General features: G+C 64.6%; 29 protein-coding genes. 20 read left to right on the top strand and 9 right to left on the bottom strand.

The annotated features are described in order from the left end of the window. Window positions 1-62 precede the first annotated feature (62 nt). Complete coding sequence (locus ABID58_RS08650) at window positions 63-707, bottom strand: glutathione binding-like protein (RefSeq protein WP_354032317.1); 645 nt, start codon at window positions 705-707, stop codon at window positions 63-65. A gap of 107 nt (window positions 708-814) precedes the next feature. On the opposite strand from ABID58_RS08650, the gene ABID58_RS08645 reads away from it, so the two are divergent. Next, the gene (locus ABID58_RS08645) at window positions 815-1,483 is read left to right on the top strand and encodes a TetR/AcrR family transcriptional regulator (protein WP_354032316.1); all 669 of its coding nucleotides are present in this window, start codon (window positions 815-817) and stop codon (window positions 1,481-1,483) included. A 5-nt stretch (window positions 1,484-1,488) separates the two neighbouring features. Here the strand turns inward: ABID58_RS08645 and ABID58_RS08640 are convergent, their stop codons facing one another. Together ABID58_RS08640 and ABID58_RS08635 are read right to left on the bottom strand one after the other, a co-directional pair. Further along, complete coding sequence (locus tag ABID58_RS08640) at window positions 1,489-3,456, bottom strand: methyl-accepting chemotaxis protein (protein WP_354032315.1); 1,968 nt, start codon at window positions 3,454-3,456, stop codon at window positions 1,489-1,491. A 110-nt stretch (window positions 3,457-3,566) separates the two neighbouring features. Further along, window positions 3,567-4,532, bottom strand: a complete 966-nt coding sequence (locus ABID58_RS08635; RefSeq protein ID WP_148754020.1) for a 2-hydroxyacid dehydrogenase — start codon at window positions 4,530-4,532, stop codon at window positions 3,567-3,569. A 144-nt stretch (window positions 4,533-4,676) separates the two neighbouring features. Here ABID58_RS08635 and ABID58_RS08630 point away from each other — a divergent pair, with 144 nt between their 5' ends. The 4 genes from ABID58_RS08630 to ABID58_RS08615 all read left to right on the top strand — a co-directional run bounded on the left by ABID58_RS08630 (window position 4,677) and on the right by ABID58_RS08615 (window position 7,471). Then, on the top strand, window positions 4,677-5,045 hold the full coding sequence (locus ABID58_RS08630; protein WP_014492384.1) for a YciI family protein: 369 nt from the start codon (window positions 4,677-4,679) through the stop codon (window positions 5,043-5,045). Continuing rightward, a complete protein-coding gene (locus ABID58_RS08625) occupies window positions 5,042-6,343 on the top strand; it encodes an RNA polymerase sigma factor (RefSeq protein ID WP_354032314.1) in 1,302 nt (433 codons plus the stop codon). The genes ABID58_RS08630 and ABID58_RS08625 overlap by 4 nt, the downstream gene beginning before the upstream one ends. Before the next feature lie 101 nt (window positions 6,344-6,444). After that, window positions 6,445-6,981, top strand: a complete 537-nt coding sequence (locus ABID58_RS08620) for an SRPBCC family protein (RefSeq protein WP_148754018.1) — start codon at window positions 6,445-6,447, stop codon at window positions 6,979-6,981. Window positions 6,982-7,057: 76 nt separating this feature from the next. Next, window positions 7,058-7,471: a VOC family protein gene (locus tag ABID58_RS08615; RefSeq protein ID WP_148754017.1), complete on the top strand. Its 414-nt coding sequence runs from the start codon at window positions 7,058-7,060 to the stop codon at window positions 7,469-7,471. Window positions 7,472-7,545: 74 nt separating this feature from the next. Here ABID58_RS08615 and ABID58_RS08610 read toward each other — a convergent pair whose 3' ends face one another. From ABID58_RS08610 to ABID58_RS08595, 4 genes are all read right to left on the bottom strand, one after another. Next, on the bottom strand, window positions 7,546-7,701 hold the full coding sequence (locus ABID58_RS08610; protein WP_347340241.1) for a hypothetical protein: 156 nt from the start codon (window positions 7,699-7,701) through the stop codon (window positions 7,546-7,548). A 626-nt stretch (window positions 7,702-8,327) separates the two neighbouring features. Continuing rightward, window positions 8,328-8,672, bottom strand: coding sequence for a hypothetical protein (locus ABID58_RS08605; protein ID WP_148754061.1), 345 nt, complete (start codon window positions 8,670-8,672; stop codon window positions 8,328-8,330). Window positions 8,673-8,956: 284 nt separating this feature from the next. Next, entirely contained in the window at window positions 8,957-9,394 is a 438-nt protein-coding gene (locus tag ABID58_RS08600) for a hypothetical protein (protein WP_148754015.1), read from the bottom strand. Between the two features lie 171 nt (window positions 9,395-9,565). Beyond that, window positions 9,566-10,354: an SDR family NAD(P)-dependent oxidoreductase gene (locus ABID58_RS08595; protein WP_354032313.1), complete on the bottom strand. Its 789-nt coding sequence runs from the start codon at window positions 10,352-10,354 to the stop codon at window positions 9,566-9,568. A gap of 202 nt (window positions 10,355-10,556) precedes the next feature. Here ABID58_RS08595 and ABID58_RS08590 point away from each other — a divergent pair, with 202 nt between their 5' ends. From ABID58_RS08590 to ABID58_RS08570, 5 genes are all read left to right on the top strand, one after another. Beyond that, complete coding sequence (locus ABID58_RS08590; protein WP_148754013.1) at window positions 10,557-10,961, top strand: YciI family protein; 405 nt, start codon at window positions 10,557-10,559, stop codon at window positions 10,959-10,961. 59 nt (window positions 10,962-11,020) lie between these two features. Next, entirely contained in the window at window positions 11,021-11,386 is a 366-nt protein-coding gene (locus ABID58_RS08585; protein ID WP_354032312.1) for a hypothetical protein, read from the top strand. Between the two features lie 127 nt (window positions 11,387-11,513). Continuing rightward, entirely contained in the window at window positions 11,514-12,266 is a 753-nt protein-coding gene (locus ABID58_RS08580; protein WP_354032311.1) for a TetR/AcrR family transcriptional regulator, read from the top strand. 119 nt (window positions 12,267-12,385) lie between these two features. After that, window positions 12,386-12,880: a DUF2852 domain-containing protein gene (locus ABID58_RS08575; protein ID WP_148754010.1), complete on the top strand. Its 495-nt coding sequence runs from the start codon at window positions 12,386-12,388 to the stop codon at window positions 12,878-12,880. A gap of 186 nt (window positions 12,881-13,066) precedes the next feature. Next, a complete protein-coding gene (locus ABID58_RS08570; RefSeq protein WP_354032310.1) occupies window positions 13,067-13,246 on the top strand; it encodes a hypothetical protein in 180 nt (59 codons plus the stop codon). A gap of 28 nt (window positions 13,247-13,274) precedes the next feature. On the opposite strand, the gene ABID58_RS08565 is transcribed toward ABID58_RS08570, so the two are convergent. Then, entirely contained in the window at window positions 13,275-14,438 is a 1,164-nt protein-coding gene (locus tag ABID58_RS08565) for an acyl-CoA desaturase (RefSeq protein WP_354032309.1), read from the bottom strand. 471 nt (window positions 14,439-14,909) lie between these two features. On the opposite strand from ABID58_RS08565, the gene ABID58_RS08560 reads away from it, so the two are divergent. Beyond that, on the top strand, window positions 14,910-15,620 hold the full coding sequence (locus ABID58_RS08560; protein WP_148754008.1) for an SDR family NAD(P)-dependent oxidoreductase: 711 nt from the start codon (window positions 14,910-14,912) through the stop codon (window positions 15,618-15,620). Between the two features lie 40 nt (window positions 15,621-15,660). Here ABID58_RS08560 and ABID58_RS08555 read toward each other — a convergent pair whose 3' ends face one another. Then, window positions 15,661-16,179, bottom strand: coding sequence for a DUF2231 domain-containing protein (locus ABID58_RS08555; RefSeq protein ID WP_354032308.1), 519 nt, complete (start codon window positions 16,177-16,179; stop codon window positions 15,661-15,663). Between the two features lie 399 nt (window positions 16,180-16,578). On the opposite strand from ABID58_RS08555, the gene tolQ reads away from it, so the two are divergent. The 9 genes from tolQ to tilS all read left to right on the top strand — a co-directional run bounded on the left by tolQ (window position 16,579) and on the right by tilS (window position 26,713). Next, entirely contained in the window at window positions 16,579-17,295 is a 717-nt protein-coding gene (tolQ, locus tag ABID58_RS08550) for a protein TolQ (RefSeq protein ID WP_027532430.1), read from the top strand. A 43-nt stretch (window positions 17,296-17,338) separates the two neighbouring features. Continuing rightward, window positions 17,339-17,791 carry a protein TolR gene (gene tolR / locus ABID58_RS08545; RefSeq protein WP_148754006.1) on the top strand — a complete coding sequence of 151 codons (453 nt, stop codon included), beginning with the start codon at window positions 17,339-17,341 and terminating at the stop codon, window positions 17,789-17,791. A 4-nt stretch (window positions 17,792-17,795) separates the two neighbouring features. Continuing rightward, the gene (gene tolA / locus ABID58_RS08540; protein WP_148754005.1) at window positions 17,796-18,755 is read left to right on the top strand and encodes a cell envelope integrity protein TolA; all 960 of its coding nucleotides are present in this window, start codon (window positions 17,796-17,798) and stop codon (window positions 18,753-18,755) included. A 23-nt stretch (window positions 18,756-18,778) separates the two neighbouring features. Continuing rightward, complete coding sequence (gene tolB, locus ABID58_RS08535; RefSeq protein ID WP_187435174.1) at window positions 18,779-20,146, top strand: Tol-Pal system beta propeller repeat protein TolB; 1,368 nt, start codon at window positions 18,779-18,781, stop codon at window positions 20,144-20,146. Window positions 20,147-20,391: 245 nt separating this feature from the next. Continuing rightward, window positions 20,392-22,728 carry a putative bifunctional diguanylate cyclase/phosphodiesterase gene (locus ABID58_RS08530; protein WP_148754003.1) on the top strand — a complete coding sequence of 779 codons (2,337 nt, stop codon included), beginning with the start codon at window positions 20,392-20,394 and terminating at the stop codon, window positions 22,726-22,728. A gap of 169 nt (window positions 22,729-22,897) precedes the next feature. Beyond that, window positions 22,898-23,626, top strand: a complete 729-nt coding sequence (locus ABID58_RS08525; protein WP_148754002.1) for an N-acyl amino acid synthase FeeM domain-containing protein — start codon at window positions 22,898-22,900, stop codon at window positions 23,624-23,626. A gap of 253 nt (window positions 23,627-23,879) precedes the next feature. Continuing rightward, window positions 23,880-24,368 carry a peptidoglycan-associated lipoprotein Pal gene (pal, locus tag ABID58_RS08520; RefSeq protein WP_148754001.1) on the top strand — a complete coding sequence of 163 codons (489 nt, stop codon included), beginning with the start codon at window positions 23,880-23,882 and terminating at the stop codon, window positions 24,366-24,368. 184 nt (window positions 24,369-24,552) lie between these two features. After that, window positions 24,553-25,569 (top strand): tol-pal system protein YbgF, encoded by a 1,017-nt coding sequence (gene ybgF / locus ABID58_RS08515; protein WP_354032307.1) that lies wholly within the window; start codon window positions 24,553-24,555, stop codon window positions 25,567-25,569. 70 nt (window positions 25,570-25,639) lie between these two features. After that, window positions 25,640-26,713, top strand: coding sequence for a tRNA lysidine(34) synthetase TilS (gene tilS / locus ABID58_RS08510; RefSeq protein ID WP_354032306.1), 1,074 nt, complete (start codon window positions 25,640-25,642; stop codon window positions 26,711-26,713). The last annotated feature ends 216 nt before the right edge of the window (window positions 26,714-26,929 follow it).

Here is a 26,929-nt window from a genome sequence, read left to right as displayed (position 1 = left end):
TCAAAAGAACGACGCCGTCCCGGGCCGACAGGGAACGACGTCGCTGGTATGTGAGCTTTGGCTTACGCCGCCGCCTTCTTCCGCGCCTGCTCGACCTGGTACAGCTCGAACTCCTCCGCGATCGCTTTCGCGATCGAGGGCCGCGTCCGTAGCCGCTCGTAATAGGCCCTCACGTTCGGCCATTTGGCGAGCTCGATCGGCGGCGTCGCCATGGTCCAGTTGACGACCGTGACGAGATAGGCGTCGGCAACGCTGAAATGGTCGAGCAGGTAGTCGCGGCCCTTCAGGTAGTTATCGAGATAGTCGAGCCGCGACAGGTTTTTCTCCAGCACATAGGCCTTGACCTCCTGCGGCGCCTTGCGGTCGAGCACGGGGATGAACAGGCCCTTGTGCAGCTCGGTGCCGATGAAGCAGAGCCATTGATGTAAGCGCGTCCGATCGATGCCCGCCGCCGCGCCAAGGCCGGACTGCGGAAATCGGTCAGCGACATATTGCAGGATCGCGGCGTTCTCGGTCAGCACCACGCCCTCGTCGGTGCGCAGCGTCGGCACCAGGCCGATCGGATTGACGGTGCGAAAGTCGGAGCCGTCGTTGAGCACCTTCTTGGTCGGCGGATCGACTTCGAGATAATTCGCCTCGGCGCCGGCTTCATAGAGCGCGACGCGCGTCGCCATGGAGCAGGCGAGCGGGGAGAAATAAAGATCCATCGTGGGCCTCCTTGGGCAATTCTCTTTGTGAGTGTCGCTCAACCTGGCCAGATTGATTTTTGTACCATCTTGCATATTATGGGTGCGGTCAAGGATTAATTTGCGACATGGTACAAAAATCGAAGCCGCCAGCTGCTGCCACTGCGCCCGAGCGCCGCGGCGAACCCAAGCGCCGCGGCCGGCCGCGCGCCTACGAGCCCGATGTCGCGCTCGGCAAGGCGCTCGACCTGTTTCGCAGGCAGGGTTTTGCCGCGACGTCGCTCGACGATCTCAGCGAGGCCACCGGCATGAACCGGCCGAGCCTTTACGGCGCCTTCGGCGACAAGCGCGAGCTCTACATCAAGAGCTACCAGCGCTACCGCGACGACGCGCGCGCCTCGATGGCCGAGATCTTTCGCGAGGAGATGCCGGTGCGTCAGCGCCTGGAGGGCATCTTCGCATGCGCGCTGAACATCTATCTCTCCGGCGAAACCGGTCCTCGCGGCTGCTTTACCGTGGTGACGGCGGCCTCCGAAGCGGTCGGCGATCCCGAGATTCGCGCCATGGTGCTGGAGGGGCTGACCGATCTCGACAAGGCTTTTGCGAATTGCTTTCGCCGCGCCAGGGAGAAGGGCGAGCTGCCGGAGAGTGCCGATCCGGTCGTGCTGGCGCAGCTTGCATCCGCAACTGTGCACTCGATTGCTATCCGCTCCCGCGCGCGCGTCTCGCGCAAGGAGCTGGAGGCCATTGTGAATGGCGCAATTGATGTGATGGTGGGAGCCAAGCTTAAGCCTTAGCCCCGTTACGCTGCCCGGATCTGTGCGAGGAAACGATCCACCTCGTCGCGCAGGCGCTGCGACTGCTTTGACAGCTCGATCGCCGAGACCAGTACCTCTTCCGCGGCCGTGCCCGTGGCGGCGATGCCGTCGGTGACGCCGGCGATGTTCTGCGAGACCTCGCCGGTGCGCGCAGCGGCCTGCTGGACGTTCTGCGCGATCTCCTGCGTCGCCGTACCTTGCTGGCCGACGGCTGCCGCGATCGCGGCGGAGATTTCGTCGACTTGCTGGATCGTCGCGCAGATCGACTGGATGCCCTCGACGGCGCCGGTGGTTTCGCCCTGAACGGCCGTCACCTGCGCGCCGATCTCTTCCGTCGCCTTCGCGGTCTGGGTCGCGAGCGCCTTGACCTCGGAGGCGACCACCGCAAAGCCGCGACCGGCTTCGCCCGCGCGCGCCGCCTCGATCGTCGCATTCAGCGCCAGCAGATTGGTCTGCCCGGCGATGCCATTGATGAAGGAGACGACGTCACCGATTTTTTGCGCGGCCTCTGCCAGGCTCTGCACCCGTTCGTTGGACTGCCGCCCGTCGCTGGCGGCCTTGCCCACCACTTCGGTCGCATGGGCAAGGCGGCGGCTGATCTCGGTCATCGACGAGGACAATTCCTCCGCTGCGGCCGCCACCGTCTGCACGTTCTCCGAGGCGAGCGCCGAGGCCGACGACACCGCACGGGTCCGATTGCGCGACTGCTCGACGATATCGGACATCGAGCGCGCGGTGTGCTCCATCTCGACCGCGGCCGAGGACACCGTGGTGACGACGTCGCGGATGCTGGCCTCGAAATTGTTGGCGAGCGCTGCAAAGGCGCGCCGCTTCTCGGCCTCGGACTGCGCCTTGGCCTCGAGCTGATCGGCCTGGAGCTTGCTGAAATTGACGGCGTTGTCACGGAATACCGCGACCGCCTTCACCATCGCGCCGACCTCGTCGTTCGCCTTGCTTTCGGGGACCGCGACGTCGAGCCGGCCGTCGGCGAGCTCGCGCATCACGCTGGTGATGGAGAGGATCGGCCGCGAGATGCCGCGGGCAATGAGATAGCCGACGATCGCAGCCAGCACGAGCCCGAGCGCGGCGATGGCGATTGCGAGCATCCACGCACGGTCGGCGGAGGCCACGTAATCGGCGTTGTCCATCACCAGCTCGACGGCGCCGAGCGGTTTTCCGGAGAAGTCCTTGATCGGCCCGAGCAGCGCGGCGATCGGCGTCGCGTCGAGCTTACCCTGCTTCACGGTGAACCCGCCGCCGGCGGCGCGGCCATAATCTGCCGCGTCGAAGAAGCCCTTGCCCCTCAGCGTGCCGCCGAACAGCTTGAAGCCCGCGCCGTCGGCGAGATGGAAGGTGATGTCGACATGGCGGTTGAGCTTGAAATCGTCGAGGAAGGACTGCCCGAAGCTCAGGCCGAATTCCACCGAACCGAGATGTTTGCCGGCTTGTGCAATCGGCACCACCCCGCGGATGCCGAGCCCGGCGACGCCGCCTTCGAGGCCGATCACGACCTTGTGGTCCTGATTGGCGTCGACGACGGTCTTGCGGAAGCTCGAGAGGTCGTCGCCGAACTTCGCCGGCTGGTGCACGCGCAGGAAGGAGGTCGCAGGCGGCGTATGGAACTGGAACTGCTCGACGCCGTATTCCGACTTGGTGGCGGCAAACACCGGCCCGAACAAGCGCACCAGCGCCTCGCGATCCTGCTTGGCCATCGCCTCCTGCGTCGCCGGCATCGCGGCCACGACGGCGCTCATGGCGGCGGCGCGATGGGACTCTTCCGCGATCCGCGACAGCAGCGCATCATAATGGCTGCGCAGCTCGCGCTGGTCGGCGCGGTCGATGATGCCCGCGATGATCCACATGGCCCCGAGTACGGCAATCAGCGCGGTCGCCGCCGCCGTCAGCGCCAGCGCAACCGTAATCCGCATCCTGAGGCCGAGGCTCGCGCGCATGTCCGACTCGTTCGTTGAGCGTTGATTAACAATGCCTATCAACTTCTCGCTAAGAGAGCGTGAACGAGGTGGAGAACGGGGTAGTTGTGCGGTAGGGACGCTGAGGAGCCCTAATACCCCCGCCCCAGATCCACGACATTCTCCAGCGCGCCACCCGCCTCGAACCGCGCGATCTGCTCGGCGACATAGGCCGAGATCGCATCCGCGTCGGTGTCGGCGGCGTTGTGCGGGGTCAGCATGACCTTGGGATGGGTCCAGAACCGGCTGTCGTTCGGCTGCGGCTCCTGGACGAAGACATCGAGCGAGGCCGCACCCAGCGTGCCGTCGTCGAGGCAGGCCAGGATGTCGGCTTCGTTCTGCAAGCCGCCGCGGCCGGCATTGATGAGCACCGGCGCGCCGAGCGGGCTCGCACGGTTGAGCTTTGTGAAGACGTCACGGTTGAGGATGCCGTTTGTGTCAGGCGTCAGCGGCAATAGCGACACCAGGATGTCGGTCTTGCGCAGGAACGCATCCATTCCGGCCGTGCCGTGGAAGCACTCGACGCCCTCGATCGAGCGCGGGCTGCGGCTCCAGCCGGCGACGCGAAAGCCGAGCTGCCGCAGCACATCGGCCGCGTCTGCGCCGAGCGTGCCGAGGCCCATGACGCCGACCGTGACCGCGCTCGCCGGCCACTGATATTTCGGCTCCCAGCGTTTCGCGCGCTGCGAGTCCCGCAGGTAGAGCTCCTGGCGGTGGTGCATCAGCACGTGCAGCACGACATATTCGGTCATGCGGTTGGTGAGGTCGGGCACGGCGACACGCACAAGCGGCACGTTGGGCAGGCTCTTGTCCGCCATCAGCGCATCGACACCGGCGCCGAGATTGAAGATCGCCCGCAGATTGGGGAAAGAGCCGAGGTCGCCCGGTACCGGCTTCCACACTGCGGCATAGTGTATCTCGGCCGGATCGAGCCCGGCATCCGGCAGCAGCACCACGCGGCGGCCGCCGCAGACCGCGTCGAATCGGGCCTTCCAGCGCTCCGGCAGCCAGTTCTGCTGCGTGCTGTTGATCAGGACGGCCAGTATGCCCAGGGTCATTCGAAGTGCCTCATAAGGTTCCGCTTTTGAAGGCTCTCCTTGGCACGATCTGCCGGATTTTTCTCGCAAATTTTTTCCGCAGCCCTGTCGGGGCGGGGCATAGTGGATCGTCTTTAAAACAAGCGTTCAGGGAAGGTGCTGCCCATGCTTTATGCGATCCTTTGCTATCACGACGAGGACTTCGTCGGCTCCTGGAGCAAGGACCAGGACGAGGCCGTGATGAAGAAGCTCGCCGTGGTGCAGGATAAGCTCACGCAGCAGGGCCGGCTCGGGCCCGTCGCCCGGCTGCTGCCGACCACGGCGGCGGCGACCTTGCGCAAGGAAGACCCGCCGCTGGTGCTCGACGGCCCCTATGCAGAGACCAAGGAGCAATTGCTCGGCTTCTACATCGTCGACTGCAAGAACCTCGACGAGGCGCTCGACGTCGCGCGCGACCTCGGCGCGGCCAATCCCGGCGGCGCCTACGAGGTGCGGCCCGTCGGCGTATTCCGGCCCGGAGGAATTTCGGCGTGAGCGAGGCCGATACCGGCTGGATCGAGACCGCGCTGACCTCGGCGCGTCCGCAGGCGGTGGGTGCGCTGCTGCGCTATTTTCGCGATCTCGATACGGCCGAGGAGGCGTTTCAGAACGCATGCCTGCGCGCGCTGAAAACCTGGCCGCAGAACGGGCCGCCGCGCGATCCCGCAGCCTGGCTGATCATGGTCGGCCGCAACGTCGCGATCGACGAGGTGCGCCGTACCCGCAAGCAGCAGCCGCTGCCCGAGGACGACCAGGCGATCTCGGATCTCGACGACGCCGAAGGGGCGCTCGCCGAACGGCTCGACGGCTCGCACTACCGCGACGATATCTTGCGGCTGATGTTCATCTGCTGCCATCCGCAATTGCCGGCGACGCAGCAGATCGCGCTCGCGCTGCGCATCGTCTCCGGCCTGACCGTGAAGCAGATCGCGCGCGCCTTCCTGGTCTCGGATGCGGCGATGGAGCAGCGCATCACCCGCGCCAAGGCGAAGGTCGCGGAAGCCGGAACGCCGTTCGAAACGCCCGGCGCGATCGAGCGTTCCGAACGCCTCGCCGGTGTCGCCGCGATGATCTATCTGATCTTCAACGAGGGCTATTCGGCAAGCGGCGACACTGCCGAGATCCGCAAGCCGTTGTGCGAGGAAGCGATCCGGCTGGCGCGGTTGTTGCTGCGCTTGTTCCAGGGCGAGCCCGAGATCATGGGCCTGACTGCCCTGATCCTGTTGCAGCACGCGCGCAGCGCCGCGCGCTTCGCCAAGGACGGCTCGCTCATTCTCCTGGACGACCAGGATCGCTCGCTGTGGAACCGCACCATGATCGCGGAGGGCCTCGCGCTGATCGACAAGGCGATGCGCCATCGCCACAGCGGGCCCTACCAGATCCAGGCCGCGATCGCCGCGCTGCATGCGCGTGCGTCGACGCCGGAGGAGACCGACTGGACCCAGATCGACTTGCTCTACGGTGCGCTCGAAGTGGTGCAGCCCTCGCCGGTGGTGACGCTCAACCGCGCGGTCGCGGTCTCCAAGGTGCGCGGGCCGCAGGCCGCGCTCGACCTGATCGAGCCGCTGGCGCCAAAACTTGCCAACTACTTTCATTTTTACGGCGTGCGCGGCGCTTTCCTGATGCAGCTCGGGCGCAACGACGAAGCCCGCATCGCCTTCGACCGCGCCATCGCGCTGGCCAACACCTCGGCCGAGGCCGCCCACATCCGCATGCACATTGATCGCCTGATCCGGGACAGCCAGCCGAAGGGAGCCAATGGCGGCGCCAGGCAGGGCGCGAAGGCCAAGTGATGGCCAAGCGACGGTCAAAGTGACGGCCCAAAATTTCGTCCCGCCGATTGTCGGTCCCCGCCGTCTCCCTTCGTCTTAATCCCGTATCCAGGGAGTCCTTCATGCGCAAAGCCATTGCTATCGTCGCTGTCCTGCTCGCGGTTGGGATCGCGGGTATCCTCGTTTTCGCCCTCACCAAACCCGACACGTTTCGTGTCGAGCGCTCGCTCGCGCTGAAGGCGCCGGCCGAGGCGATCTATCCGCTGGTCTCCAATTTCCACTTCTGGACCAGCTGGTCGCCCTATGAGGGGCGCGACCCCGCCATGAAGCGCGCCTTCGGAGGAACCGCGGCAGGAAAGGGCGCGACCTATGCCTGGGACGGCAACAACAATGTCGGCGCCGGCCATATGGAGATCCTCGAGGCGAGCACGCCGTCGAAACTCCGCATCAAGCTCGATTTCGAACGGCCTTTCGAGGGCCACAACACCGCCGAGTTCACCTTTATGCCGCAAGGCGATGCCACACTGGTCACGTGGGCGATGTACGGTCCGGCGCCCTTCATGTCCAAGGTGATGCAGGTCTTCATCAACATGGACACCATGATCGGCAAGGACTTCGAGGCCGGCCTTGCCAGCCTGAAGAAGCTCACCGAGAAGTAGCACCAGCCACCGCCCCAAGGGACTGCCAAGGAACTGCCAAGGAAGCGAAGACAAGCAAGCGAAGAGGAGAGAAACGATGCTCAATCCCTATCTGTTCTATCAGGACAATTGCGAAGCGGCATTCAACTTCTACGCCAAGATCTTGGGCGGCAAGATCGACGCCATGATGCGGGCGTCGGACGCGCCGTCGGACATGCCCGCCGCGCCCGGCCGCGAGAAGACAATTATGCATGCGCGGCTGTCGCTGCCCGACGGTAGCGTGTTGATGGCCTCAGACTCGCCGCCCGAGCATGTTCAAAAGCCGCAGGGCTTTTCGATCTCGGTCACGGTCGCGGACCCCGCGGAGGGCGAGCGCAAGTTCAACGCGCTTGCCGACGGCGGCACCGTCACCATGCCCTTCAGCAAGACGTTCTGGGCCAAGGGCTTTGGCATGTGCGTCGACAAGTTCGGCATTCCCTGGATGGTGAACTGCCCCGCCGAAGGAATGTGAGCGCAACGCCCGGCTGATTCCCTAGGCTGCCGCTTCCTCTCTCGATTGTCTTGAGAGAGGGAGCGCGCGCCTCGTCAGCGGATCGATCCGGTCACGTCCTCTCCCGGCGGCTGCGTCACGCAGCTGCGGCAGATCACGAGCTTCGAGCCGAGTTGCCTGTCGTTCTCGGCCTCGATCTCGTCTTGCACGGCCCACCATGCGTCGGAATAGGGACGCAGCCTGGCCAGCACCCGTTGCCGCTCAACATTGGGATCGCTCTCAGGTGCTGAGTGATTCGCAAGGCGGCGTTTTGTGACAGCAGAACGATTGGGATCCTGACCGAGTCCGTCCCACGCGATCGGACGACGCTCCGCCGCCGGCGCGCTTGCGCATCCCGCGAGCGCTGCGCAAAAACTGAGCAAGACGAGAATATGTCGAGCCATGCCGAACCTGCCGTGCGCTACGCCACGCAAATCCGCGTGGAAAACTTTGCATCGCGACGCTTACCCGGGACTTAAGGGAAAACGACGACACCGGCATGGCCGAAAGGAGATTCGTGCGCTCGATTCACTTTGCGAGAACAGCGCGAGCGGGTTTGTGACATGAAGCGAATTGCATCGCACAACAACTGGCGCAAGATTAGGCTGTGAACTTCGCGCCCGAATCGCTAACTTTGTTCACAATACCTACAAATTAGGGTGGGGCGTGACTTGGAAGGGAGCGACCGATGGCGGCGGCGCTACAAATCAATTTTGCTCTGTGGGGAATGCTGATCTGCGCCAGCGTGAAGCTCGCGCCGGTGGTGCAGGTCGTTTTTCAGTAGACGGCCACGGCTCCCTGTGCACTGCGTATGGTTGTCGGCGCATGACGCCATGCATCAGCTGATGAACAGCGCGATCAGCATGAAGCTCATGCCCACCGCGACCATCATGGGAACAATAAAGTCGCGCTGACGTGACGGTCGTCGCGGCAATGGCCTTCGTCGTCGCGGCGTCTCACTCACGTGCGCAGCCGGCTCCGACGGCGCGAGCGAGACCTTGGCGTCCGAGCCGGTGTACTTGACGTACAACTCGAGCAGCCGCAGTTCCGACGTCAGGTCGATCAGGCCCTCGCGGTCGCGCCGCGACAGCTCCTCGAATTCGAGGGTTTCTTCGGAGCTCAGCGGGCCGAGGACGATCCGTCCCTGATCCGACAGGCGATAGCGAAAATCGATGGACTCCATATGGATGCTATTTGAAAATGACTGATCTCGAAAAAGTGGAACCACCATATTCCGCCGCCGCTGCCGAGATATGACGGCCCGCAGCCATCGCGAGCCGGGTAGGCCTCGGTCTGGCCTGCATCATCATAGGCGCTGGGAAAAAGCTGGAAACCGCGTAAATTGTGCACGCGTTGCGAAGCACCTGAGCGGATTTCGCTCCGGGAGGGCCGAAATCGCCGGGAATTGCCTAATCGTCGGACAGCGGAGGATTCATCGCGGTCACACCGCCGCCTGCAACCGAATTGTCATCGGCAGCGCGGATAGATCGCGGCGAGGTCGCGCCCCTTCAGTAACAGCAACCGCGAGGTGAGGCCGCCGCGACGGCTGATCCAGTCGCGAACGGGGCCCGGATATGCCGCAAGCACGGCTTCGGATGCTTCCGGCTCAGCATAGAAGAGGCCGCGCCGGTCGACCGAACGCGCGGCATGGAAACCGAGCACGGCGCGCTTGGTGACGCAGATGCGTTCGCGCGGCACGATGCTGAGCACCAGCGTGCAGGCCGACAGGCAGGGACCGTCGATCACCACGCGGTCGCCGCTCTCGCGCACCTTCTCGAACAGATCGAGGAACGGCCCGACCTCTCCGCCGGGACTCTGGATGATGCGGATCTCGGCCCTGGCCGGGACAGAAGCGAGCAGGGCGGTTGCGAAGATCCAGGCTTTGACGAATGCAATGCGTCGCATGAAGTCTCCACCAACTCGGTTCCGCGGTCCGGTAGGGTGGGTTAGCACTGCGGCTGCGCGAAGCGCAGTCCGCTGGCGTAACCCACCACTTTTGTCGCCGCGTGAGAAGAGGTGGGTTACGCCGAGCAGATGCGCATCGCGCATCTGCAGGGCTAACTCACCCTGCAAGATTTACCCGTTCCGCCGCTCGCCGCGCAGCGTCGGCAGGCCGATGCCGGCTGCATCGAAGCCCCCATCGACGGCCAAAATTTGGCCGGTGATGTAGCTCGCACGCTCCGAGCACAGGAAGAAGATCGCTTCCGCGAGCTCCTCCTCCAGGCCGTAGCGGTTGAGCGGGATGGCGTCGTGATAGTCGGCGCGGATTTCCCTGGTGTGCACCTGCTTCGCCATCGCGGTGTCGACCGGCCCTGGTGCGACCGCATTGACGCGGATGTTGAGCGAGGCGAGCTCGACCGCGAGCTGCTTGGTGAGGTGCGCAAGCCCGGCCTTGCTGGTGCCGTAGGCCGAGCGCAGCGTCGAGGCGCGCACGGCTGAGATCGAGGTGATGTTGACGATAGCGCCGCCGCCTTGCTCGCGCATCAGCGGGGCGGCCGCCTTGGTGCAGAGGAACGGGCCGGTGAGGTTGACCGCCATGATCCTGTTCCAGTCGGCATCGCTGGTCTCCAGCACCGGCGCAAACATGGCCACGCCGGCATTGTTGACGACCGCATCGAGCCGGCCGAAGCGGCTCATGATAGCGGCCATTGCAGCTCCCACGGCGGCGGCGTCCGACACGTCGCAGGTGATCGCCAGCGTATTGTCGGGATTGTTCAACGCCGCTGTCGCGCCAGCCTGCAGCTCTCCCTCGATATCGAGCAGCACCACGCGCCAGCCTTCGGCGAGAAAGCGCTTCACCGTCGCCAGCCCAATCCCGCGCGCGGCGCCGGTGATGAGGGCAACTTTGGCGGGGGAGGAGGTCATGACGTGGTCCTTTGCTCGGACCCGCGGCATGACAGTTTAGCCGGTCCCGCGCAAGGGATCACGATGAGCGATCAGAATATGGGGCTAGCGCCGCAATGACCTCCGAATAATTTTCACGGCCCTGTCTGCTTGGTCAAAGCTCGTTCGTCTTACCAGGGAGCGCGGGCCATGCGGCCCGCTTATGTCCTCAGTGAGGAACCGCATGCGATTCATGATGCTGATGATCCCGCTCGGCTACGAGACCGCGCCGGCGGATGTGCAACTCGATCCCGAACGCGTCGCCGCGATGATGCGCTACAACGAGGCGCTGAAGGATGCCGGCGTGCTGATCACGCTGGACGGCCTGCATCCGCCGTCGACGGGCGCCCGCGTCTCGTTTGCGACCGGCGTGCCTATCGTGACCGACGGCCCCTTCACGGAGGCCAAGGAAGTGCTGGGCGGCTACTGGATGATCGAGGTCGGCTCGCGCGAGGAGGCGATCGCCTGGGCGAAGAAGTGCCCGGCCTCGGCCAATGAGATCATCGAGATCCGCCAGGTGCAGGAAATGTCCGACTTTCCGCCGGAGGTGCAGGCGGCCGCCGCCGGTTTCGACGATCTGAAGACCTAACCACGGCGGTCGCGCCGGAAGCGCGGCTGTCGTCCATTCATCAACAAGGGAGAGAACCGATGACCGCCGAACACAAATTCCTCGCCGTCTATCTCGGCAGCATGAGCGGGTCGAAAATGGCGGCCTGGAACGCGCTTCCCGAGGCCGAACGGAAGGCCAGGGAGCGCGAGGGCATGGCCGCCTGGCATGGCTGGGTCGAGAAGCACAAGGACGTCATCGTCGAGATCGGCGGCCCGCTCGGCAAGACCCGCAAGATCGATGCGAGCGGCATCACCGAGGTCAGCAATGCGCTGACCGGTTTCACGGTGGTGCGGGCTGCCTCGCAGGAGGCTGCTGCAAAACTGTTCGAGAACCATCCGCACTTCGCGATCTTTCCCGGCGAGGCCGTCGAGGTCATGCCCGTGCTGGCCCTCCCGCAGATGTAGGTCCGAGAACGTCGTGTCCGGGCGCGATGCTGCCGCATCGGCCCTGGCCTGACCGTGGAAGTACGGGTTGATCAAGCCCCATCGCCGCTAGTGACCTTGACCGCCGGCTCATGTAAAGGTCGTTCACATGAGCTGGCGCAAGGAGCAGGGCCGCGCCGAGCGCGGCTATCACCACGGCAATCTGAAGGAAGCCCTGTTGCAGGCTGCCCTCGGGCTGATCGCCGAGAAGGGCGCGGCCGGCTTCACCTTCGCCGATGCCGCGCGCATGGCCGGCGTCAGTGCTGCCGCGCCTTACCGGCATTTTCGCGACCGCGACGAGCTGCTGTCCTCGATCGCCCAGCGCGGTTTTGAGCAGTTCGAATCGCGTCTCACGGCAGCCTGGGACGACGGGCGCCCCGACACCGTCACCGCGTTCGAGCGGGTCGGCCGGGCCTATCTCGCCTTCGCCCGCGAGGAGCCGGCTTTCTACAACGCAATGTTCGAATCCGGCCTGCCGGTCGATGCCAATGCAGCGCTGCAGGCCGCAAGCGAGCGCGCTTTTAACGTTATTCGCGCTGCCGCGGAGCGGCTGGCGGCGCTCGCCCCGCCCGGCACGCCGCGTCCGCCGGCGATGATGATGGCGCTGCACATCTGGTCGATGGCGCATGGCGTGGCCTCGTTGTTCTCGCGTGGCGATGCCGCGCGCCGAAAACTGCCGATGTCCCCGGATGAGCTGCTCGAAGCCGAGCTGCTGATCTATCTGCGCGGCCTCGGCTTCCCGACCGACCGCCGGCCGCAGGCGAAAAGCGCAGAGCCGCCGCCGGTCCCGCCGGAGGCATCCTCCGGTTCTGCCGTGCCGCCCGGCGGTGCTCCAGCTGGTCCTTGGGGCAAGCCGAAATAAAGTTGCGCAAATAATTCCGCGGACCTGTCGGGCCGCCGGCTTGACAAAATCGCGGGATGGTCTAGCTATGTAAATGTTATTTACATTCACAACGGCAGATGCCGTGATGGAGAAGGGAAATGGCCTACACCGCTGATGTCAATCGCTGGCGCGGCCCCTCGGACCAACAGCAACAGTATGAGCGGCCCCACATGCTCGATACGCCATGGCATCCCGGCTGGATTGCCGTGACCATCCTCGGCTTCATCATCTGGTGGCCGATCGGACTCGCCCTTCTCTTTTTCACACTCGGGAGCAGAAGAATGTCGTGCTGGAGCAACCAGGATCGCTGGCAGAACAAGATGGAGCGGATGCAGTACAAGATGGACCGCATGCGCGGCCGCATGGAGCGCCGTGGTTTCGGCTTCGGCTTCGGCCCGCCGTCCTCCGGCAACCGCGCCTTCGACGAATACCGCACCGAGACGCTGCAGCGGCTCGAGGAGGAGCAGGTCGAATTCAAGAACTTCCTCGATCGTCTGCGCCACGCCAAGGACAAGGAAGAGTTCGACCAGTTCATGGCCCAGCACAAGACGCGTCCGACCCCGCCGCCGCCGACCGACCAGCCGCAAGGCTAAGCCCGGGGCCGACACCTCTCAAAGCCTTCAGGCGCATGCCCCCAAAGTCCTGATGGCCCGAGCCGCCCGCCTGCGCATCCCGCAGGCGGGCGGTTTGGTTTTAACGGCCGGCTAGAACCTGGATCCCTTCATCCGGCACTAAGACTTGCGCGCGCCGTCTCATTGAGGCGCGCTGCTGATGTCTGGATGGCGCTTATGGACCTCGCCACCCGCCTATTGCTCGGCGTGACCGCCTTCGCGGTGCTCGGCTATATCGGCTTCGTTTATGGCAGCTGTGCCGTCGATCCCGACTGTCATCTCCGCACCTGCGGCCGCCAGGTCTGCGGTGTCGTCCACAGCCACGCTCAGGACCGCGCGGCGCCATAGAACCCCTTCCCACGCGGCCCCGCGAGCTTCAGCGCACTGTCACGAGCTGCGCGCGGACCGACGTCAGGAAGTGCTCGTAGGCGTGGTCGACGATCTCGTTGAGTGATCGGGTCCGCGCGAACATCGCCTTGGCTTCAGCGAGAAACTCGTCGCGGGTCGGAATCCTCGGCAGATGCAGGTGTGTCAGCGCATCGACGCCGTCATGCGCACGAACGAGGATGTCCTGCAGCGTCGGCAGTTGCAACGCGGCCAGTTCGGCCCGCTGTAGCGCGGACGAGATCGCGTGCGCGAGAGCGTGCGCATCGAACCGCCCGGCAAGCTCGCGGGCCGCACGATTGATGACACGTGCGCCAAGCGGCTGCTCGTTGCGCAGCACCAGCTCGGGTGGCGTCTTCATGTTCCAGACGATTCCGAACCAGGACAGCACCTTCAGGACGTAATAGGTCACGTCGATTTCCCACCAGCGAAAGCCTTGTCGCACGCTGCTCTGGTAGGCGTGGTGATTGTTGTGCCAGCCCTCGCCCAAAGTGAGCAGCGCCAGCAGCCAGTTGTTGCGGGAATCGTCGCCCGTCACGTAGCGCTTGCGTCCATGCACGTGCGCGAGGGAATTGATGCAGAAGGTCGCGTGATAGACCAGCACCGTGCTCCACACGAAACCGACGACCAGACCCGACCAGCCCGCAACCAGGAAGCAGAGCACCGCAAGCGCAACGGCCGGCAGAAGCTCAAGCCGATGCAGCCACATCAGCTCCGGATAGACCGCGAGATCGCCGACTTTCACCAGGTCGGTCGTGTCGTGCCGCCGGTCAAAGATCCAGCCGAGATGGCTGTACAGGAACCCGCGCTGACGCGGTGAATGCACATCGTGCTCAGTATCGGAATGCAGATGATGGTGCCGATGCTTGGCCGCCCACCACAACACGCTCTTCTGCGCGGTACTTTGCGCAAGACAGGCCAGGATGAACTGAAACACCCGGCCGGTCGCAAAGGCCTTGTGCGAGAAATAGCGGTGGTAACCTGCGCCAATTCCAAACATCCGCACGACATACAGCGAGCCGCAGATCGTGAGAGCCTGCCAGGTGACGCCCGACCAGATGGCCGCAATGCAGCCGAGATGGACCAGCAGGAACGGCACGGCGGAGGGGTACATGATGTCGTCGTGTTGGTCGTCGGCGGGCGCGTTGGGCGACATGTCTAGGCGTGACCTTGGGTGAGGGGTCTCGTGTCGGCAGCGAGGGCCGCCGGGTACGAAAAACCCGCGGATGGCTGACCACCGCGGGGTCTCGAAAAGAGATGCTTTTGCGTCAACATCCCCCGGCCAAAGCTGCGTCGGCCGACAATTCAACGATTATATGGTCCCGGATGCCTGGCTTGCAAGCACGTAGCCTCACGGGGACCTGCGGCATGGTGCTCGGATAGCGACAGTTCCGCTGACGTGGCGTGGCGCGCGGCTTGCCCACGGCCTATATTCGATCTGTACGTAAAGTACCGGAGGCGGCGATGATGGCGGCTGCGACGGCGACCAACAACAGTCTCTGGCAGACGATACGCGACCAGGCGCAGCGTGCGACGAACTGTCCCGACCCTGCTTCTGCGGCGTGAGCCATTCACCCCAGCCTGAGCCAGTCACCTCCTCATCAGCGTTCAATCGTCGGAGCGTGCAATGAAGACAGCAATCGTGATCGGCGTCGGACCGGACCGCGGCCTTGGCGCCCAGCTCTGCAAGCGTTTTGCTGCCGAGGGGCTCAGAGTGATCGTCGCGGGCCGGACGCCGTCGGCGTTGCAGGCGGTCGTGGACGACATCGCAAAGGCCGGCGGTGTGGCCACGCCTGTCGTCGCGGACGCGACCAAAGAGAGCGACATCACCGCCTTGTTCGATGCCGCCGGCGAAGACCTCGACCTCGCGATCTACAACGCCGGCAACAACACGCCGGGAAAGATCATCGAGATGGACGCCGATTATTTCGAGAATGCCTGGCGCGTGGTCTGTTTCGGCGGCTTTCTGTTCGGCCGCGAGGCGGTGCGCCGCATGGTGCCGAAGAAGACCGGCACATTGCTCTTCACCGGCGCCAGCGCCTCGCTGCGCGGACGCTCCGGCTACGGCGCGTTCAACTCGGCCAAGGCAGGCGTGCGCACGCTGGCGCAGGCCATGGCCAAGGAATATGCGCCCGACGGCATCCATGTCGGCCATGTCGTGGTCGACGGCGCGATCGCCGGCGACAAGATCTTCTCGCGCTTTCCCGACGCCGCAGGCCGCGAGGACAGCCTGATCAGCATCGCGGGCATCGTCGATGCCTTCGAATTCCTCTACCGCCAGCCCGAGCGGGCCTGGTCGTTCGAGCTCGACGTCCGGACCTCGAAGGAGAAGTGGTGAGGGACCGGGTTTGCGGTTCTGCCGTTGACGTCCCGCTCGCTCAAGCCGCGCGCCGATGGCTCTCGCCGCCATGGTGCGGCGTGACCGGCTCCGAACTGGTCTGGCCCGGGGCGTCCACGACGGCAACGTGATGCCGGTAGACCATCTCCCAGCCCTTCCATCCCGTGAACAGGAGGATACCGACGACGATCAGCGAGAGCACCACGCCCCACGGCTTGATCGCGGCCTCGGCGCCTTGCGCGTAGCGGAGATAGAAATTGATCAGGGCCAGCACGACCGCGGTGAGATTGCCGGCCATGTGGTACCAGGCATCGTTGAGGTTGCGAATGCGGGAATCGCTCAAGAAGTCGGTAAAGCCGGCGACGGCGGCAGCCAGCGCCATGACGATACCGGCGCCGATCAGCCACATTGCGGCCCTGGCCCAGAAGCCGTCGCCGGTTCCAATGAAGGCCAGGTCCGCGATGGGCGCGGCGACCAGGAAGGCCACAGGAAACGGGATGAGCATGGGGTGGAGCGGGTGCTCGCCGATGGCGGCGGTCGTCTTGGGGTTGATGGTCATGGCAAAACCTCGCCAAAAATGAACGTCCGGATAATCCACCGGGGCGAGAGCTGGTTCCTCCAAGCCGTGGTGTGAGCAACCGCCGCGCCCGCAGCTTGCCAAACCGCTGCATTGCCTACCTTTCTCGCAGCCAAATGCGGTCCCGGTAACTCCGCATTAACCATCGTCGGGGTCAGGTAAAAGCCGGTAAGTCGCGCCCAAAGGCTTAGTCGAGGCCCTTAGTTTTGACATCTTGGCGGGGAATGCAGGCGACGGCTTTGGACAAGCCCCTGCACCCCAGAAAGACAAGGCTTTGAACGGGCTTGCCGGCCGCGCCGGTGCTAGCGCGGCTGTTGGGGAACCGGCCGCCATTCGGCTCACCGGGGCATAGGTAACGATCGCCTTGAGAGGATACTGCTGATGAATCCGGCCGACGTGGCTCAGTCCGCCCTTCCGGTTGCCGCCTCCGCCGACGTGTCGCTGATCGCGCTGTTCTGGCAGGCTCACTGGATCGTGAAATGCGTCATGCTGGGCCTGCTGTCCTGCTCGGTCTGGGTCTGGGCCATCGCGATCGACAAGATCTTTCTTTACGCGCGCACCCGGCGTTCGATGGACCGGTTCGAGCAGGCGTTCTGGTCCGGCGAGTCGATCGAGGAGCTTTATCGCACGCTCTCGGCCAAGCCGACCCATTCCATGGCGGCCTGTTTCGTCGCCGCGATGCGCGAATGGAAGCGCTCTTTCGAAAGCCACGCCCGCTCGGTCGCGGGCCTGCAGATGCGCATCGACAAGGTCATGAACGTCTCGATCGCCCGTGAGGTGGAACGGCTGGAACGCCGGCTCCTCGTGCTCGCGACCGTCGGCTCCGCCGGCCCCTTCGTGGGCCTGTTCGGCACGGTCTGGGGCATCATGTCGAGCTTCCAGTCGATCGCGGCGTCGAAAAATACCTCTCTGGCGGTGGTGGCGCCCGGCATCGCGGAGGCGCTGTTTGCGACCGCGGTCGGCCTTATCGCCGCCATTCCTGCCACTATTTTCTACAATAAGTTCACCTCCGAGGTGAACCGGCAGGCCCAGCGGCTCGAGGGCTTCGCTGATGAATTTTCGGCCATTCTGTCGCGTCAGATCGACGAGCGGGGCTGACGGACGGTATGTATAGTGTGAAGGCGAGATTGGGCACCAAGCCATGGGCATGAACGTAGCCAGTTCGTCCGGAGGCGGCGGACGCCGCGGCCGGCGCAAGCCGGTCATGGCCGAGATCAACGTCACGCCGATGGTCGACGTGATGCTGGTGCTGCTCATCATCTTCATGGTGTCGGCGCCGCTCTTGACCGTGGGCGTGCCGCTCGACCTGCCGCAGACCCAGGCCAAGAGCCTCGACCAGAACGACCAGAAGCCGCTGCAGATGTCGGTCGACATCAAGGGCAAGGTGTTCATCAACGACGCCGAGGTGGCGCTGACCGATCTGATCCCGAAGCTGAAGGCGATCACGGACGCGCGCGGCGGGCTCGAGGAACGCATCTACCTGCGTGCCGACAAGAAGGCGGATTACGGCACGGTGGCGAGGGTGATGGGCTTGTTGTCGGGCGCGGGCTTCAAGAAGCTGGCGCTCGTCACCGAGGCGGATCAGGGGTCCTAAGCCGGTGAAGGTGAACGTCGACAAGACACTCGTTGCGTCGATTGCCCTCCACGTCCTCGTGTTTGGATGGGGGTTAATCACCTTTAGCAGCAGCGCTTTCGCACCGGCGGAAGAGTCGCTTCCGATCGACATCATCTCTAGCGATCAGCTGGCGCAAATCACCAATGGGCAGAAGACCGGCAAGAAGGAAGAGCCGAAGCCCAAGGTCGAGAAGATCGCCGAGGCCAAGCCCGAGGAAGACGCCGTCGGCAAGGTCACCGAGAAGAAAGAGCTGATCAAGACCAATTCGACGCCGGAGCCGCCGCCAAAACCCGTCGAGAAGCCGGTCGAGAAGAAGCCCGAGCCGCCGAAACCCGTTGCCGAGGCCAAACCAAAGGAAGAGCCGAAGCCGGAAGAAAAGAAGCCTGATCCGGCCAAGGAAGATCCGATCGCCGAGCTCCAGAAGAAACTGGAGACAAAAAAGCCGCCGCCCAAGCCGCCGCAACCCAAGGTCGCGGCCGTGCAGCCGCAGCAGCAGCCAAAGCCCAAGGAACGCACGTTCGATCCTGCACAGATTGCTCGCGACCTCGACAAGCGCGATTCGACGCGGCACGAGCTCACGGGGACAGCGCTGAACGCGTCGGCTTCCCTTGGGTCGACAACCGGAACCGCCAACAACAACGTCGCGACCTGGCGGGGCGCGTTCATGACGGCGGTCAGACGTTGCTTCAACTCCACGTACAACGGGCAGGACGCAGATCAGTATGCGGCTGACATCGACATTCCCATGAAGATCGACGGAACGCTGGCGTCAGAGCCGATCATCGTTGCGGTGAGGGGACCGTCGCGGTCGATTGCCCAGGCCATTGCCGAAAGCGCGAAGCGTGCCATCGTGCAGTGTCAGGTCTATTCGTTCTTGCCGAAGCAGCAGTACGAAACCTGGAAGAAGATCGAGACGACTTTCACCCTCAACGATACGCTGTGATATCCGAACAAAAGAATTTTCCGATGAATGACGTCCGACCGATCAACCGCCGCCGCTTCATGACCCTGACCGGATCGGGGCTTGCGATGCTCGGGGGCGGACGTGCCTTCGCCCAAGCTCCGCAGGGGCGGCTCCGCATCGATCCCACGGAGTTTCGTCCGATCCCGATCGCGATCACCGGTTTCGTGGCGGGCTCGCCAGCCGACGGCGATGTCAGCAACGGCGTCACGCAGGTCATCACCAACAATCTGAAGCGCTCGGGCCTGTTCGCTCCGATCGACCAGGCCGCCTTCATCGAGCGCATCAGCAACATCGACGTCGCGCCGCAATTCCAGAACTGGAAGACCCTCAACGCGCAGGCTCTCGTCACCGGCCGCATGACGCGGCAGCCGGACGGCCGGCTCAAGGCCGAATTCCGCCTGTGGGACGTGGTCACCGGCCAGCAGCTCGCCGGCCAGCAATATTTCACCTCGCCGGAATATTGGCGCCGGATCGCCCACATCATCTCCGACCAGATCTACGAGCAGATGACCGGCGAGAAAGGCTATTTCGACAGCCGCGTCGTGTTCGTCGACGAGTCCGGGCCGAAGGAGCGCCGCGTCAAGCGGCTCGCGATGATGGACCAGGACGGCGCCAATGTGCGCTATCTGACACGTGGCGCCGACCTCGTGCTGACGCCGCGCTTCTCGCCGAACTCGCAAGAGATCACCTATATGGAGTTCGGCCAGGGCGATCCGAAGGTCTATCTGTTCAACATCGAGACCGGCCAGCGCGAGATCGTCGGCAATTTCCCGGGCATGACCTTTGCCCCAAGATTCTCGCCGGACGGCCAGCGCGTCATTATGAGCCTGCAGCAGGGCGGCAATTCCAACCTGTTCGTGATGGATTTGCGCTCGCGCTCGACCACGCGCCTCACCGACACGCCGGCGATCGACACGTCTCCGTCCTACTCGCCGGACGGCACCCGCATCTGCTTCGAGTCCGATCGCGGCGGCAGGTCGCAGATTTATGTGATGGCGGCGGGCGGCGGACAGGCGCAGCGCATCTCCTTCTCCAAGGACGACAACAACGCCACCTACTCGACGCCGGTATGGTCGCCGCGCGGCGATTACATCGCCTTCACCAGGCAGGGCGGCGGGCAGTTCTCGATCGGCGTCATGAAGCCGGACGGCTCCGGCGAGCGGCTCCTCACCTCCGGCTATCACAATGAGGGCCCGACCTTCTCGCCGAACGGCCGCGTGCTGATGTTCTTCCGCGACCCCGGCGGCAATGGCGGGCCGTCGCTGTTCTCCGTCGACATCTCCGGCCGCAACGAGTTGAAGGTGCCGACGCCGGGCTTCGCCTCCGATCCGGCGTGGTCGCCGCTGCTGTCCGCGACTGCAGGTCAATAGATCGCGCGCGTCCCGCAACGCGCGATGTTTTTCGAAAAGAAGCGCCGATTTTTCGGGTTTCTGCGTGCGCGGCAAGCTTTCATTCACCTTGAGCCCGGCAAGGCTTGCCTAGTTGCTTGATATTCCAGCAGAAACAGTTTCGCTATTGCCGAAAAACAACTCGACTTTAACGATGTTCCCTCAGAAAGGCTTCATCTGGTCTGGGTAAAAGTACCCGTCAAACAGGACGCGCGTACAAAACCAAAATGCAGTTCGCAAACCAGACCGGAAAATCCGATCGAGGACAGACGGCGCCCCCGGTGTCGGCGGCGCTGAATGATTCCCTGTTCGAAGCGCCCGGTCCGTTGCTTGCGGGTATCGTCTTCGTCGCCATCGGGGCCGCCATCACGGCGCTGAGGACCGGACAAAACCTGACCTGGGCGACGGTGGCACTGATCATCCTGGCCGGAGCTCTCCGGTTGTTCGATCTGCGACGCTTCCTGCCGCGCAAAGCCACCCTGACCGCCGAAGAAGCCGTGCTCTGGCAAAGGCGCTACCTGATCGGCGCGCTGATCCAGGCCGGTGCAATTGGAACATGGTGCGGGCTCGCTTTGGTGAGCACTGACGACGCCGTCGTCCACATGATCGCCCTCTCCATCACCACCGGGATCGTCGGGGGAGGCGCTGGACGAGCCTACGGACGGCCATCGATATACCATCTGCAGGCCGGCCTGATGTTCGGTCCCGCCGTCATCGCGCTCGCGTCGCACGGTACGCCCTACTACATCGCCATGGCCCTCGTGAGCGCCGCATTCCTGCTGGCGATCATGCAGCTCTCGGCCAATCTGCACAGAATATTCATGCGCGCGGTCGTGGCTCGGGAGCGCGAAGCGGCGCTTGCGGGCCAGTTCGATACCGCCCTGAACAACATGCCGCACGGTCTGTGCATGTTCCGCGTCGACAGGCAGCTCGCGGTGATGAATCACCGCTTCAGCGAGATGCTGGACCTCCCCAGCGATCTCGCCCGGAACGGCATCAGCGCGCGTGATATCCTGGCCGCGTGCGTCAGCTCGGGCTCGATCTCGGCCGCGAGCGGCGAGATGATCGTCACCGAGATCGAGAATTCGCACGCGAACGAGATCGTGACCGTCGATCCGGACGCGGAGAGAAATCGGTCATTGTCCTGGACGGTCCAGCCGATGGCCGACGGCGGCGCAGTGCTGCTGCTCGAAGACGTGACCGAGCGGTGCAATGCCGAGGCCAAGATCACCCATCTTGCCCGTTACGACGAATTGACCGCGCTCCCCAACCGCGTCCATTTCCGCAACGAGATCGATTCCTTGCTGGCGGCCTCGCGTCATTCCGACCGGCTCTCCGCGCTGCTGTTCGTGGACCTCGACCAGTTCAAGCAGGTCAACGATACGCTCGGTCATCCCTGCGGCGACCAGCTGCTCTGCGCGGTGGCCAACCGGCTGCGCGAGATGCTGCGGCCGGAGGATTTCGTCGCCCGCTTCGGTGGCGACGAGTTCGTCGTGTTCCAGCAGAACATCAATGCGGCCGAGGATGCCGCCAGCCTTGCCCGCCGCATCGTCGAACGGCTGAGCGAGCGCTACCGCATCGACAATCATCTGGTCGAGATCGGCGCCAGCGTCGGCATCGCGCTGACCTCGCCGGAGGGCGTCAGCGCCGACACGCTTTTGAAGAACGCCGACATGGCGCTCTACCGCGCCAAGGCCGACGGCCGCGGCACGTTCTGCTTCTTCCGCGACGAGATGGCGGCCACCGTCGAGGCCCGGCGCATCCTCGAGCTCGACCTGCGCAAGGCGCTCGCCAACGAGGAGTTCGAGCTGTTCTACCAGCCGCTGGTCAATCTGAAGACCGGCAAGATCTCCACCTGCGAAGCGCTGCTGCGCTGGAATCATCCGGTGCGCGGCACGGTCTCGCCGGTCGACATCATCCCGGTCGCCGAGGACATGGGCCTGATCGTCGATCTCGGTCGCTGGATCTTGCGCCGCGCCTGCATGGAATGCATGAAGTGGCCGGATGGCGTCAGCGTCGCCGTCAACTTCTCGCCGCAGCAATTCCACCAGCGCGACGTGCTGAGCGAGATCCGCTACGCGCTCGAAGTCTCGGGCCTGCCCGCGCACCGCCTCGAGATCGAGATCACCGAATCCTCGCTGCTGCGCAATACCCAGCTCACCCATGATATCCTGTCGCAGCTGCACGCGCTCGGCGTGCGCATCTCGCTGGACGATTTCGGCACCGGCTATTCGAGCCTCAGCTACCTGCACAACTTCCCGATGCAGAAGGTCAAGATCGACCGCTCCTTCCTCGAGGGCATCGACACCGACCGCCCGCTGACGCTGCTCCGCGGCGTGGCGCGGCTGTCGGCCGACCTCGGCATGGCGGTCGTCGTCGAGGGCATCGAGACCAACGAGCAGCTCGAACTCGTGAGCGCCGACGGCACGGTCTCCGAAGGGCAGGGCTACCTGTTCAGCCGGCCCGTTCCGGCGGTCCGGATCCGTCAATTGCTCGACGCCTCGCATGGTCGCCGCATCGGAGACGCTCAGATCGTCTCGATCTCCTCGCGGTCGTTTGGCTAGCGTCGCGCTCCCGGCCGTCGCCATTTCCTCCATGTTTCCCTGTATTTCCCCGGAGTTTTGCGGGCGATGATCCTTAACCCTAACGGTTCGAACCCTTTGCAATTCGGTTAAGGAGTCATTAATCTCGCCCACACTCGCGGAAGTTGCCCTGAGTGGGCGGGAGTATGAGATGAAGTCAGGAGCCGAGCCGCGCGCGCCGCTCGAAATGCGAGGGGCGGGGTTGTTCGACCGCCTCGACTATCGCCTCATCGAAACTCCCGAGGACCGTGATGCCGTCTACGCGATGCGCTACAGGGCGTATCTGCACGGCGGGCTGATCTCACCATCGGCATCTCAACGGATCATCGACACTTACGACGATGCACCCAACGCCTGGATCTTCGGGATCTATCTCGACGGAGAACTCTGCAGTTCTCTGCGCCTTCACGTCCTGACGTCAGAACGGCGGATGTCCTACACCACGGAATTGTTCGGCGATGTTCTCAACTCTCGCCTCGATCGAGGCGAAGTTTTCGTCGATCCCGCGCGTTTTGCAGCAGATCCGGACACGAGCCAGCGGTTTCACGAGCTCCCTTATCTGACGCTGCGGCTGGCCTATCTCGCCTGCGATCATTTCAATGCCGATCTCGGACTGGCGATGGTGCGTACTGACCACCAGGCGTTTTATCGCCGGATCTTCCTGCACGAGACCCTCACCGAGCCGCGTCCGTTCCCGGGCTGGCATTCGAGGAAGGTGGTCCTGATGGCCTCCGATTTCGCAAAACTCCGGGAGCGGGTCCTGACCCGCTTTCCCATCATGCGCTCGAGCGCCTTTGAGCGAAGGATGCTGTTCGACCGTGCCGCCCAGACCCAGGCCGTGTCCCGGCCGGTGCTCGTTCCGGCCATTACCGTGGCCTGATCGGGCCACGCCGGTTCCCGCCGGAGTCCCCGCGCCCAAAATTCCAGCGGAGCCGGGGATTTTGCCGGCTAACACGGCTTGCCTTCACCCTCGCGCCACATTTACAACCCATTAACCACAATGGGTGCTTTTCGCTGGTTGGGGGCATTTGACCGGCTGAGGCAAGGTTCCGTCAAGGTTGACGGAACGTTCGCTTAACCAACCCCCTGTAGACCGGACAGCAGTGGACGAACGTGAGCGTGGAGGCTCCGGAATGAAATATCCTATGCGTATCCTCCAGGGATTGAAGCTGGCCGCGGTGCTTGCCATCGCTCTGTCAATGGGCGCCTGCGCCAACAAGAACGTGGGCATGGACGCGAATGCGAGCGCGGCGACGCCGGGCAGCCAGCAGGACTTCGTCGTGAACGTGGGCGACCGCGTGTTCTTCGAGAGCGACCAGACCGATCTGACCCCGCAGGCGATCGTGACGCTGGAGAAGCAGGCGCAGTGGCTCCAGACCTATCCGCGCTACTCCTTCACCATCGAAGGTCACGCCGACGAGCGCGGCACCCGCGAATACAACATCGCGCTCGGCGCCCGCCGCGCCCAGTCGGTGCGCTCGTTCCTCGCCTCGCGCGGCATCGATGCCAACCGCATGCGCACGATCTCCTACGGCAAGGAGCGCCCGGTGGCCGTGTGTAACGACATCTCCTGCTGGTCGCAGAACCGTCGCGCCGTGACCGTGCTGAACGCGAGCTCCTGACACTTAGTCAGCAGCCGTTCATCTTTGGAAACCGAATATGCCGGCGCCCTCTCGGGCGCCGGTTTCGTTTCAGCGATCTGTGACAGAAACCCCGTGGTGCCAGTCACATTTTTGGCGTACTGCCTTTCAAAGTGTGGCGCGTCGCGTGTTCCGTCGCAGATTTTGTTTTCGTCGTCAGGGCAAGATGTCATCCAAATTCAAGGCAATTAACGGCACCGTGGCGATCGCCGCGCTGCTCTCTTTATGCTCGCCCGTATTCGCCCAGTCGGACGACGGCGACCCCGAGATGCGGATCGAGCGGCTGGAGAACCAGCTGCGCCAGCTCACCGGCCAGAACGAAGAGCTGCAATATCGCAACCGCCAGCTCGAAGACCGGCTGCGGGCGCTCGAGGGCGGCGCGCAGGGCGCGCCCGGACAGGCGCCGGCACAGCCCAACGCCGCGGCGGTGCCGCCGGCCCAGGTCGCGCCGGCCTATCGCCAGCAGCCTCCGCAGCAGCAGGCCGCGCAGCCGAATTACGAGCAGCCGCAGATCGCGGCTCCCGCGCCGATCGTTCAGGAGCAGCCGGGCCCCGGCGCGCCCAGCATGCGCCGCCGTGGTGATGCGTTCGACCCGAGCCAGACACCGAATGCGCCCGGCGCGCCGCGCGCGCTCGGTGGCGGTCAGCAGCCGATGCCGGCGGGGGCGCCGCTCGATCTCTCCAACAACGGCGGGCGCTATCCGCAGGCAGCGGCACCGGCCCAGCCCGGCTCTCCACCGGCGCAACAGGGTTATCCGCCGCAAGCCGGCGGCACCGGGCTCGCGACACTGCCGCCCTCGGCGACGCCGCGCGACGAGTTCGACCTCGGCATCGGCTACATGCAGCGCAAGGACTACGCGCTCGCCGAGCAGACCATGAAGAATTTTGCGGCGAAGTATCCTGGTGACCCGCTGCTCGGCGACGCGCAATACTGGCTCGGCGAAAGCTATTTCCAGCGCCAGCAATATCGCGATTCCGCCGAAGCCTTCCTCGCTGTCACCACCAAGTACGACAAATCGGCCAAGGCGCCGGATGCGCTGCTGCGGCTCGGCCAGTCGCTCGCCGCGCTGAAGGAGAAGGAAGCCGCCTGCGCCGCCTTCGGCGAGGTCGGCCGCAAATATCCGCGCGCCTCCGCCGGTGTCAAAGCCGCCGTCGATCGCGAGCAGAAGCGGGTGAAGTGCTGAGGCGCCGCACCACACGCTGACAAGGTGGATCGTGCTGCGCTAAACGGTCTGACGATTGCCAGGCAGTGTCATGTCCGACGACGACAATTCTCCGATCTCCGCACGCGCGGCGAAGCGGCTCTTCGCCGAGCTGAAAGCTGCGCCCGCACTGGTGCTCGCGGTCTCCGGCGGGCCCGACTCGATCGCGCTGATGTGGCTCGCCGCGCGCTGGCGGCGCAGCCTCGCGCGCGGCCCGGAGCTCACCGTCGTCACCGTCGATCATGGCTTGCGGGCAGAGGCGGCGCGCGAGGCGCGCGAGGTCAAGCGGCTCGCCTCTGAGCTCGGATTGACGCACCGGACCCTGCGCTGGCGCGGTGCAAAGCCGACAACAGGATTGCCAGCGGCAGCGCGCGAAGCCCGCTACCGCCTGCTTGCGCAGGCCGCGCGCTCGGCCGGCGCGAGCCATGTGCTGACCGCCCACACCCGCGACGACCAGGCCGAGACCCTGTTGATGCGGCTGCTCCGCGGCAGCGGCATCGCCGGGCTGTCGGCGATGGCGCGCCTTTCGACGCGCGACGGCCTCGTGTTGGCGCGCCCGCTGCTCGACGTGCCGAAGTCGCAGCTCATCGCGACGCTGAAGCGGGCCAGGATCGGCTTTGCGGACGATCCCACCAACCGCGACGCGGCCTTCACGCGGCCGCGACTGCGGGCGCTGCTGCCGCAGCTCGCAGCCGAGGGCGGCGACGCCCGCACGCTGGTCCGTCTTTCGGCGCGGCTCGCCCGGGCGAACGCGGCAGTCGAGGTGCTGGCCGACGGCGCCGAGCGCTTCCTCCGTTTGCGGGATCGCGGCGATGCGCCACAGCCGGGCGTTCGCAGCTTCGAGGCTGCGGCCTTCGCGAGCCTGCCGGAAGAAGTCCGGCTGCGGCTCCTGCTGCGGGCTATCGACGCGCTCGGGCATGAGGGCCCGGCGGAACTCGGCAAGGTCGAAACTCTCTTGGCCGCGCTTGATCAGGCCGTTGCAGTGGGCGCCCGTGCATCCAGAAATGGCCGTCCCATCCTGAAGCAGACGCTGGCGGGAGCCTTGATCAGCCTTGCCGGAGGGCGTATCCACGTCGCGCCGGCGCCGGTCCGGCGGCGCAGAGGGGCGCACAAGAGCGGATCATGACACCGGCCGTTTCGACCGCCCGCCGTCAGGACACCTTAACCAGGCAGGAAAAACCCCGGCCTCGACGCCATTATTTCAGCGGGAATCGGCCTAAGATGGGATAAATAGTCCCATCTCGTTCCCTTGGCAGCGACGGGGGCGGCACCTAAATTGTATACGTCCAACCGAGAGGATTCCTTGGGGATTTTCTCTAGTCTGCCCAAGGATGAGGCCGCG

The sequence above is a fragment of the Bradyrhizobium sp. S3.2.6 genome (genome assembly GCF_040546885.1).
Taxonomy (GTDB): domain Bacteria; phylum Pseudomonadota; class Alphaproteobacteria; order Rhizobiales; family Xanthobacteraceae; genus Bradyrhizobium; species Bradyrhizobium cytisi.
Note: the sequence above shows the minus strand (reverse complement) of the source record. Positions and strands in the feature narration are given on the sequence as shown.

Excerpts from the sequence above, each read along its gene's own strand:
- ABID58_RS08605 (WP_148754061.1), bottom strand. The coding sequence starts at position 8,672 with ATGGAGTCCATCGATTTTCGCTATCGCCTGTCGGATCAGGGACGGATC.
- ABID58_RS08630 (WP_014492384.1), top strand. The coding sequence starts at position 4,677 with ATGCTTTATGCGATCCTTTGCTATCACGACGAGGACTTCGTCGGCTCC.
- ABID58_RS08585 (WP_354032312.1), top strand. The coding sequence starts at position 11,021 with ATGACCGCCGAACACAAATTCCTCGCCGTCTATCTCGGCAGCATGAGC.
- tolB (WP_187435174.1), top strand. The coding sequence starts at position 18,779 with ATGAATGACGTCCGACCGATCAACCGCCGCCGCTTCATGACCCTGACC.
- tilS (WP_354032306.1), top strand. The coding sequence starts at position 25,640 with ATGTCCGACGACGACAATTCTCCGATCTCCGCACGCGCGGCGAAGCGG.
- ABID58_RS08570 (WP_354032310.1), top strand. The coding sequence starts at position 13,067 with ATGGCGCTTATGGACCTCGCCACCCGCCTATTGCTCGGCGTGACCGCC.
- ABID58_RS08580 (WP_354032311.1), top strand. The coding sequence starts at position 11,514 with ATGAGCTGGCGCAAGGAGCAGGGCCGCGCCGAGCGCGGCTATCACCAC.
- ABID58_RS08635 (WP_148754020.1), bottom strand. The coding sequence starts at position 4,532 with ATGACCCTGGGCATACTGGCCGTCCTGATCAACAGCACGCAGCAGAAC.
- ABID58_RS08555 (WP_354032308.1), bottom strand. The coding sequence starts at position 16,179 with ATGACCATCAACCCCAAGACGACCGCCGCCATCGGCGAGCACCCGCTC.
- ABID58_RS08575 (WP_148754010.1), top strand. The coding sequence starts at position 12,386 with ATGGCCTACACCGCTGATGTCAATCGCTGGCGCGGCCCCTCGGACCAA.
- ABID58_RS08620 (WP_148754018.1), top strand. The coding sequence starts at position 6,445 with ATGCGCAAAGCCATTGCTATCGTCGCTGTCCTGCTCGCGGTTGGGATC.
- tolR (WP_148754006.1), top strand. The coding sequence starts at position 17,339 with ATGGGCATGAACGTAGCCAGTTCGTCCGGAGGCGGCGGACGCCGCGGC.
- ABID58_RS08600 (WP_148754015.1), bottom strand. The coding sequence starts at position 9,394 with ATGCGACGCATTGCATTCGTCAAAGCCTGGATCTTCGCAACCGCCCTG.
- ABID58_RS08645 (WP_354032316.1), top strand. The coding sequence starts at position 815 with ATGGTACAAAAATCGAAGCCGCCAGCTGCTGCCACTGCGCCCGAGCGC.
- ABID58_RS08565 (WP_354032309.1), bottom strand. The coding sequence starts at position 14,438 with ATGTCGCCCAACGCGCCCGCCGACGACCAACACGACGACATCATGTAC.
- pal (WP_148754001.1), top strand. The coding sequence starts at position 23,880 with ATGAAATATCCTATGCGTATCCTCCAGGGATTGAAGCTGGCCGCGGTG.
- ABID58_RS08530 (WP_148754003.1), top strand. The coding sequence starts at position 20,392 with ATGCAGTTCGCAAACCAGACCGGAAAATCCGATCGAGGACAGACGGCG.
- ABID58_RS08650 (WP_354032317.1), bottom strand. The coding sequence starts at position 707 with ATGGATCTTTATTTCTCCCCGCTCGCCTGCTCCATGGCGACGCGCGTC.
- ABID58_RS08525 (WP_148754002.1), top strand. The coding sequence starts at position 22,898 with ATGAAGTCAGGAGCCGAGCCGCGCGCGCCGCTCGAAATGCGAGGGGCG.
- ABID58_RS08615 (WP_148754017.1), top strand. The coding sequence starts at position 7,058 with ATGCTCAATCCCTATCTGTTCTATCAGGACAATTGCGAAGCGGCATTC.
- ABID58_RS08595 (WP_354032313.1), bottom strand. The coding sequence starts at position 10,354 with ATGACCTCCTCCCCCGCCAAAGTTGCCCTCATCACCGGCGCCGCGCGC.
- ABID58_RS08640 (WP_354032315.1), bottom strand. The coding sequence starts at position 3,456 with ATGCGCGCGAGCCTCGGCCTCAGGATGCGGATTACGGTTGCGCTGGCG.
- ABID58_RS08590 (WP_148754013.1), top strand. The coding sequence starts at position 10,557 with ATGCGATTCATGATGCTGATGATCCCGCTCGGCTACGAGACCGCGCCG.
- tolQ (WP_027532430.1), top strand. The coding sequence starts at position 16,579 with ATGAATCCGGCCGACGTGGCTCAGTCCGCCCTTCCGGTTGCCGCCTCC.
- ABID58_RS08560 (WP_148754008.1), top strand. The coding sequence starts at position 14,910 with ATGAAGACAGCAATCGTGATCGGCGTCGGACCGGACCGCGGCCTTGGC.
- ybgF (WP_354032307.1), top strand. The coding sequence starts at position 24,553 with ATGTCATCCAAATTCAAGGCAATTAACGGCACCGTGGCGATCGCCGCG.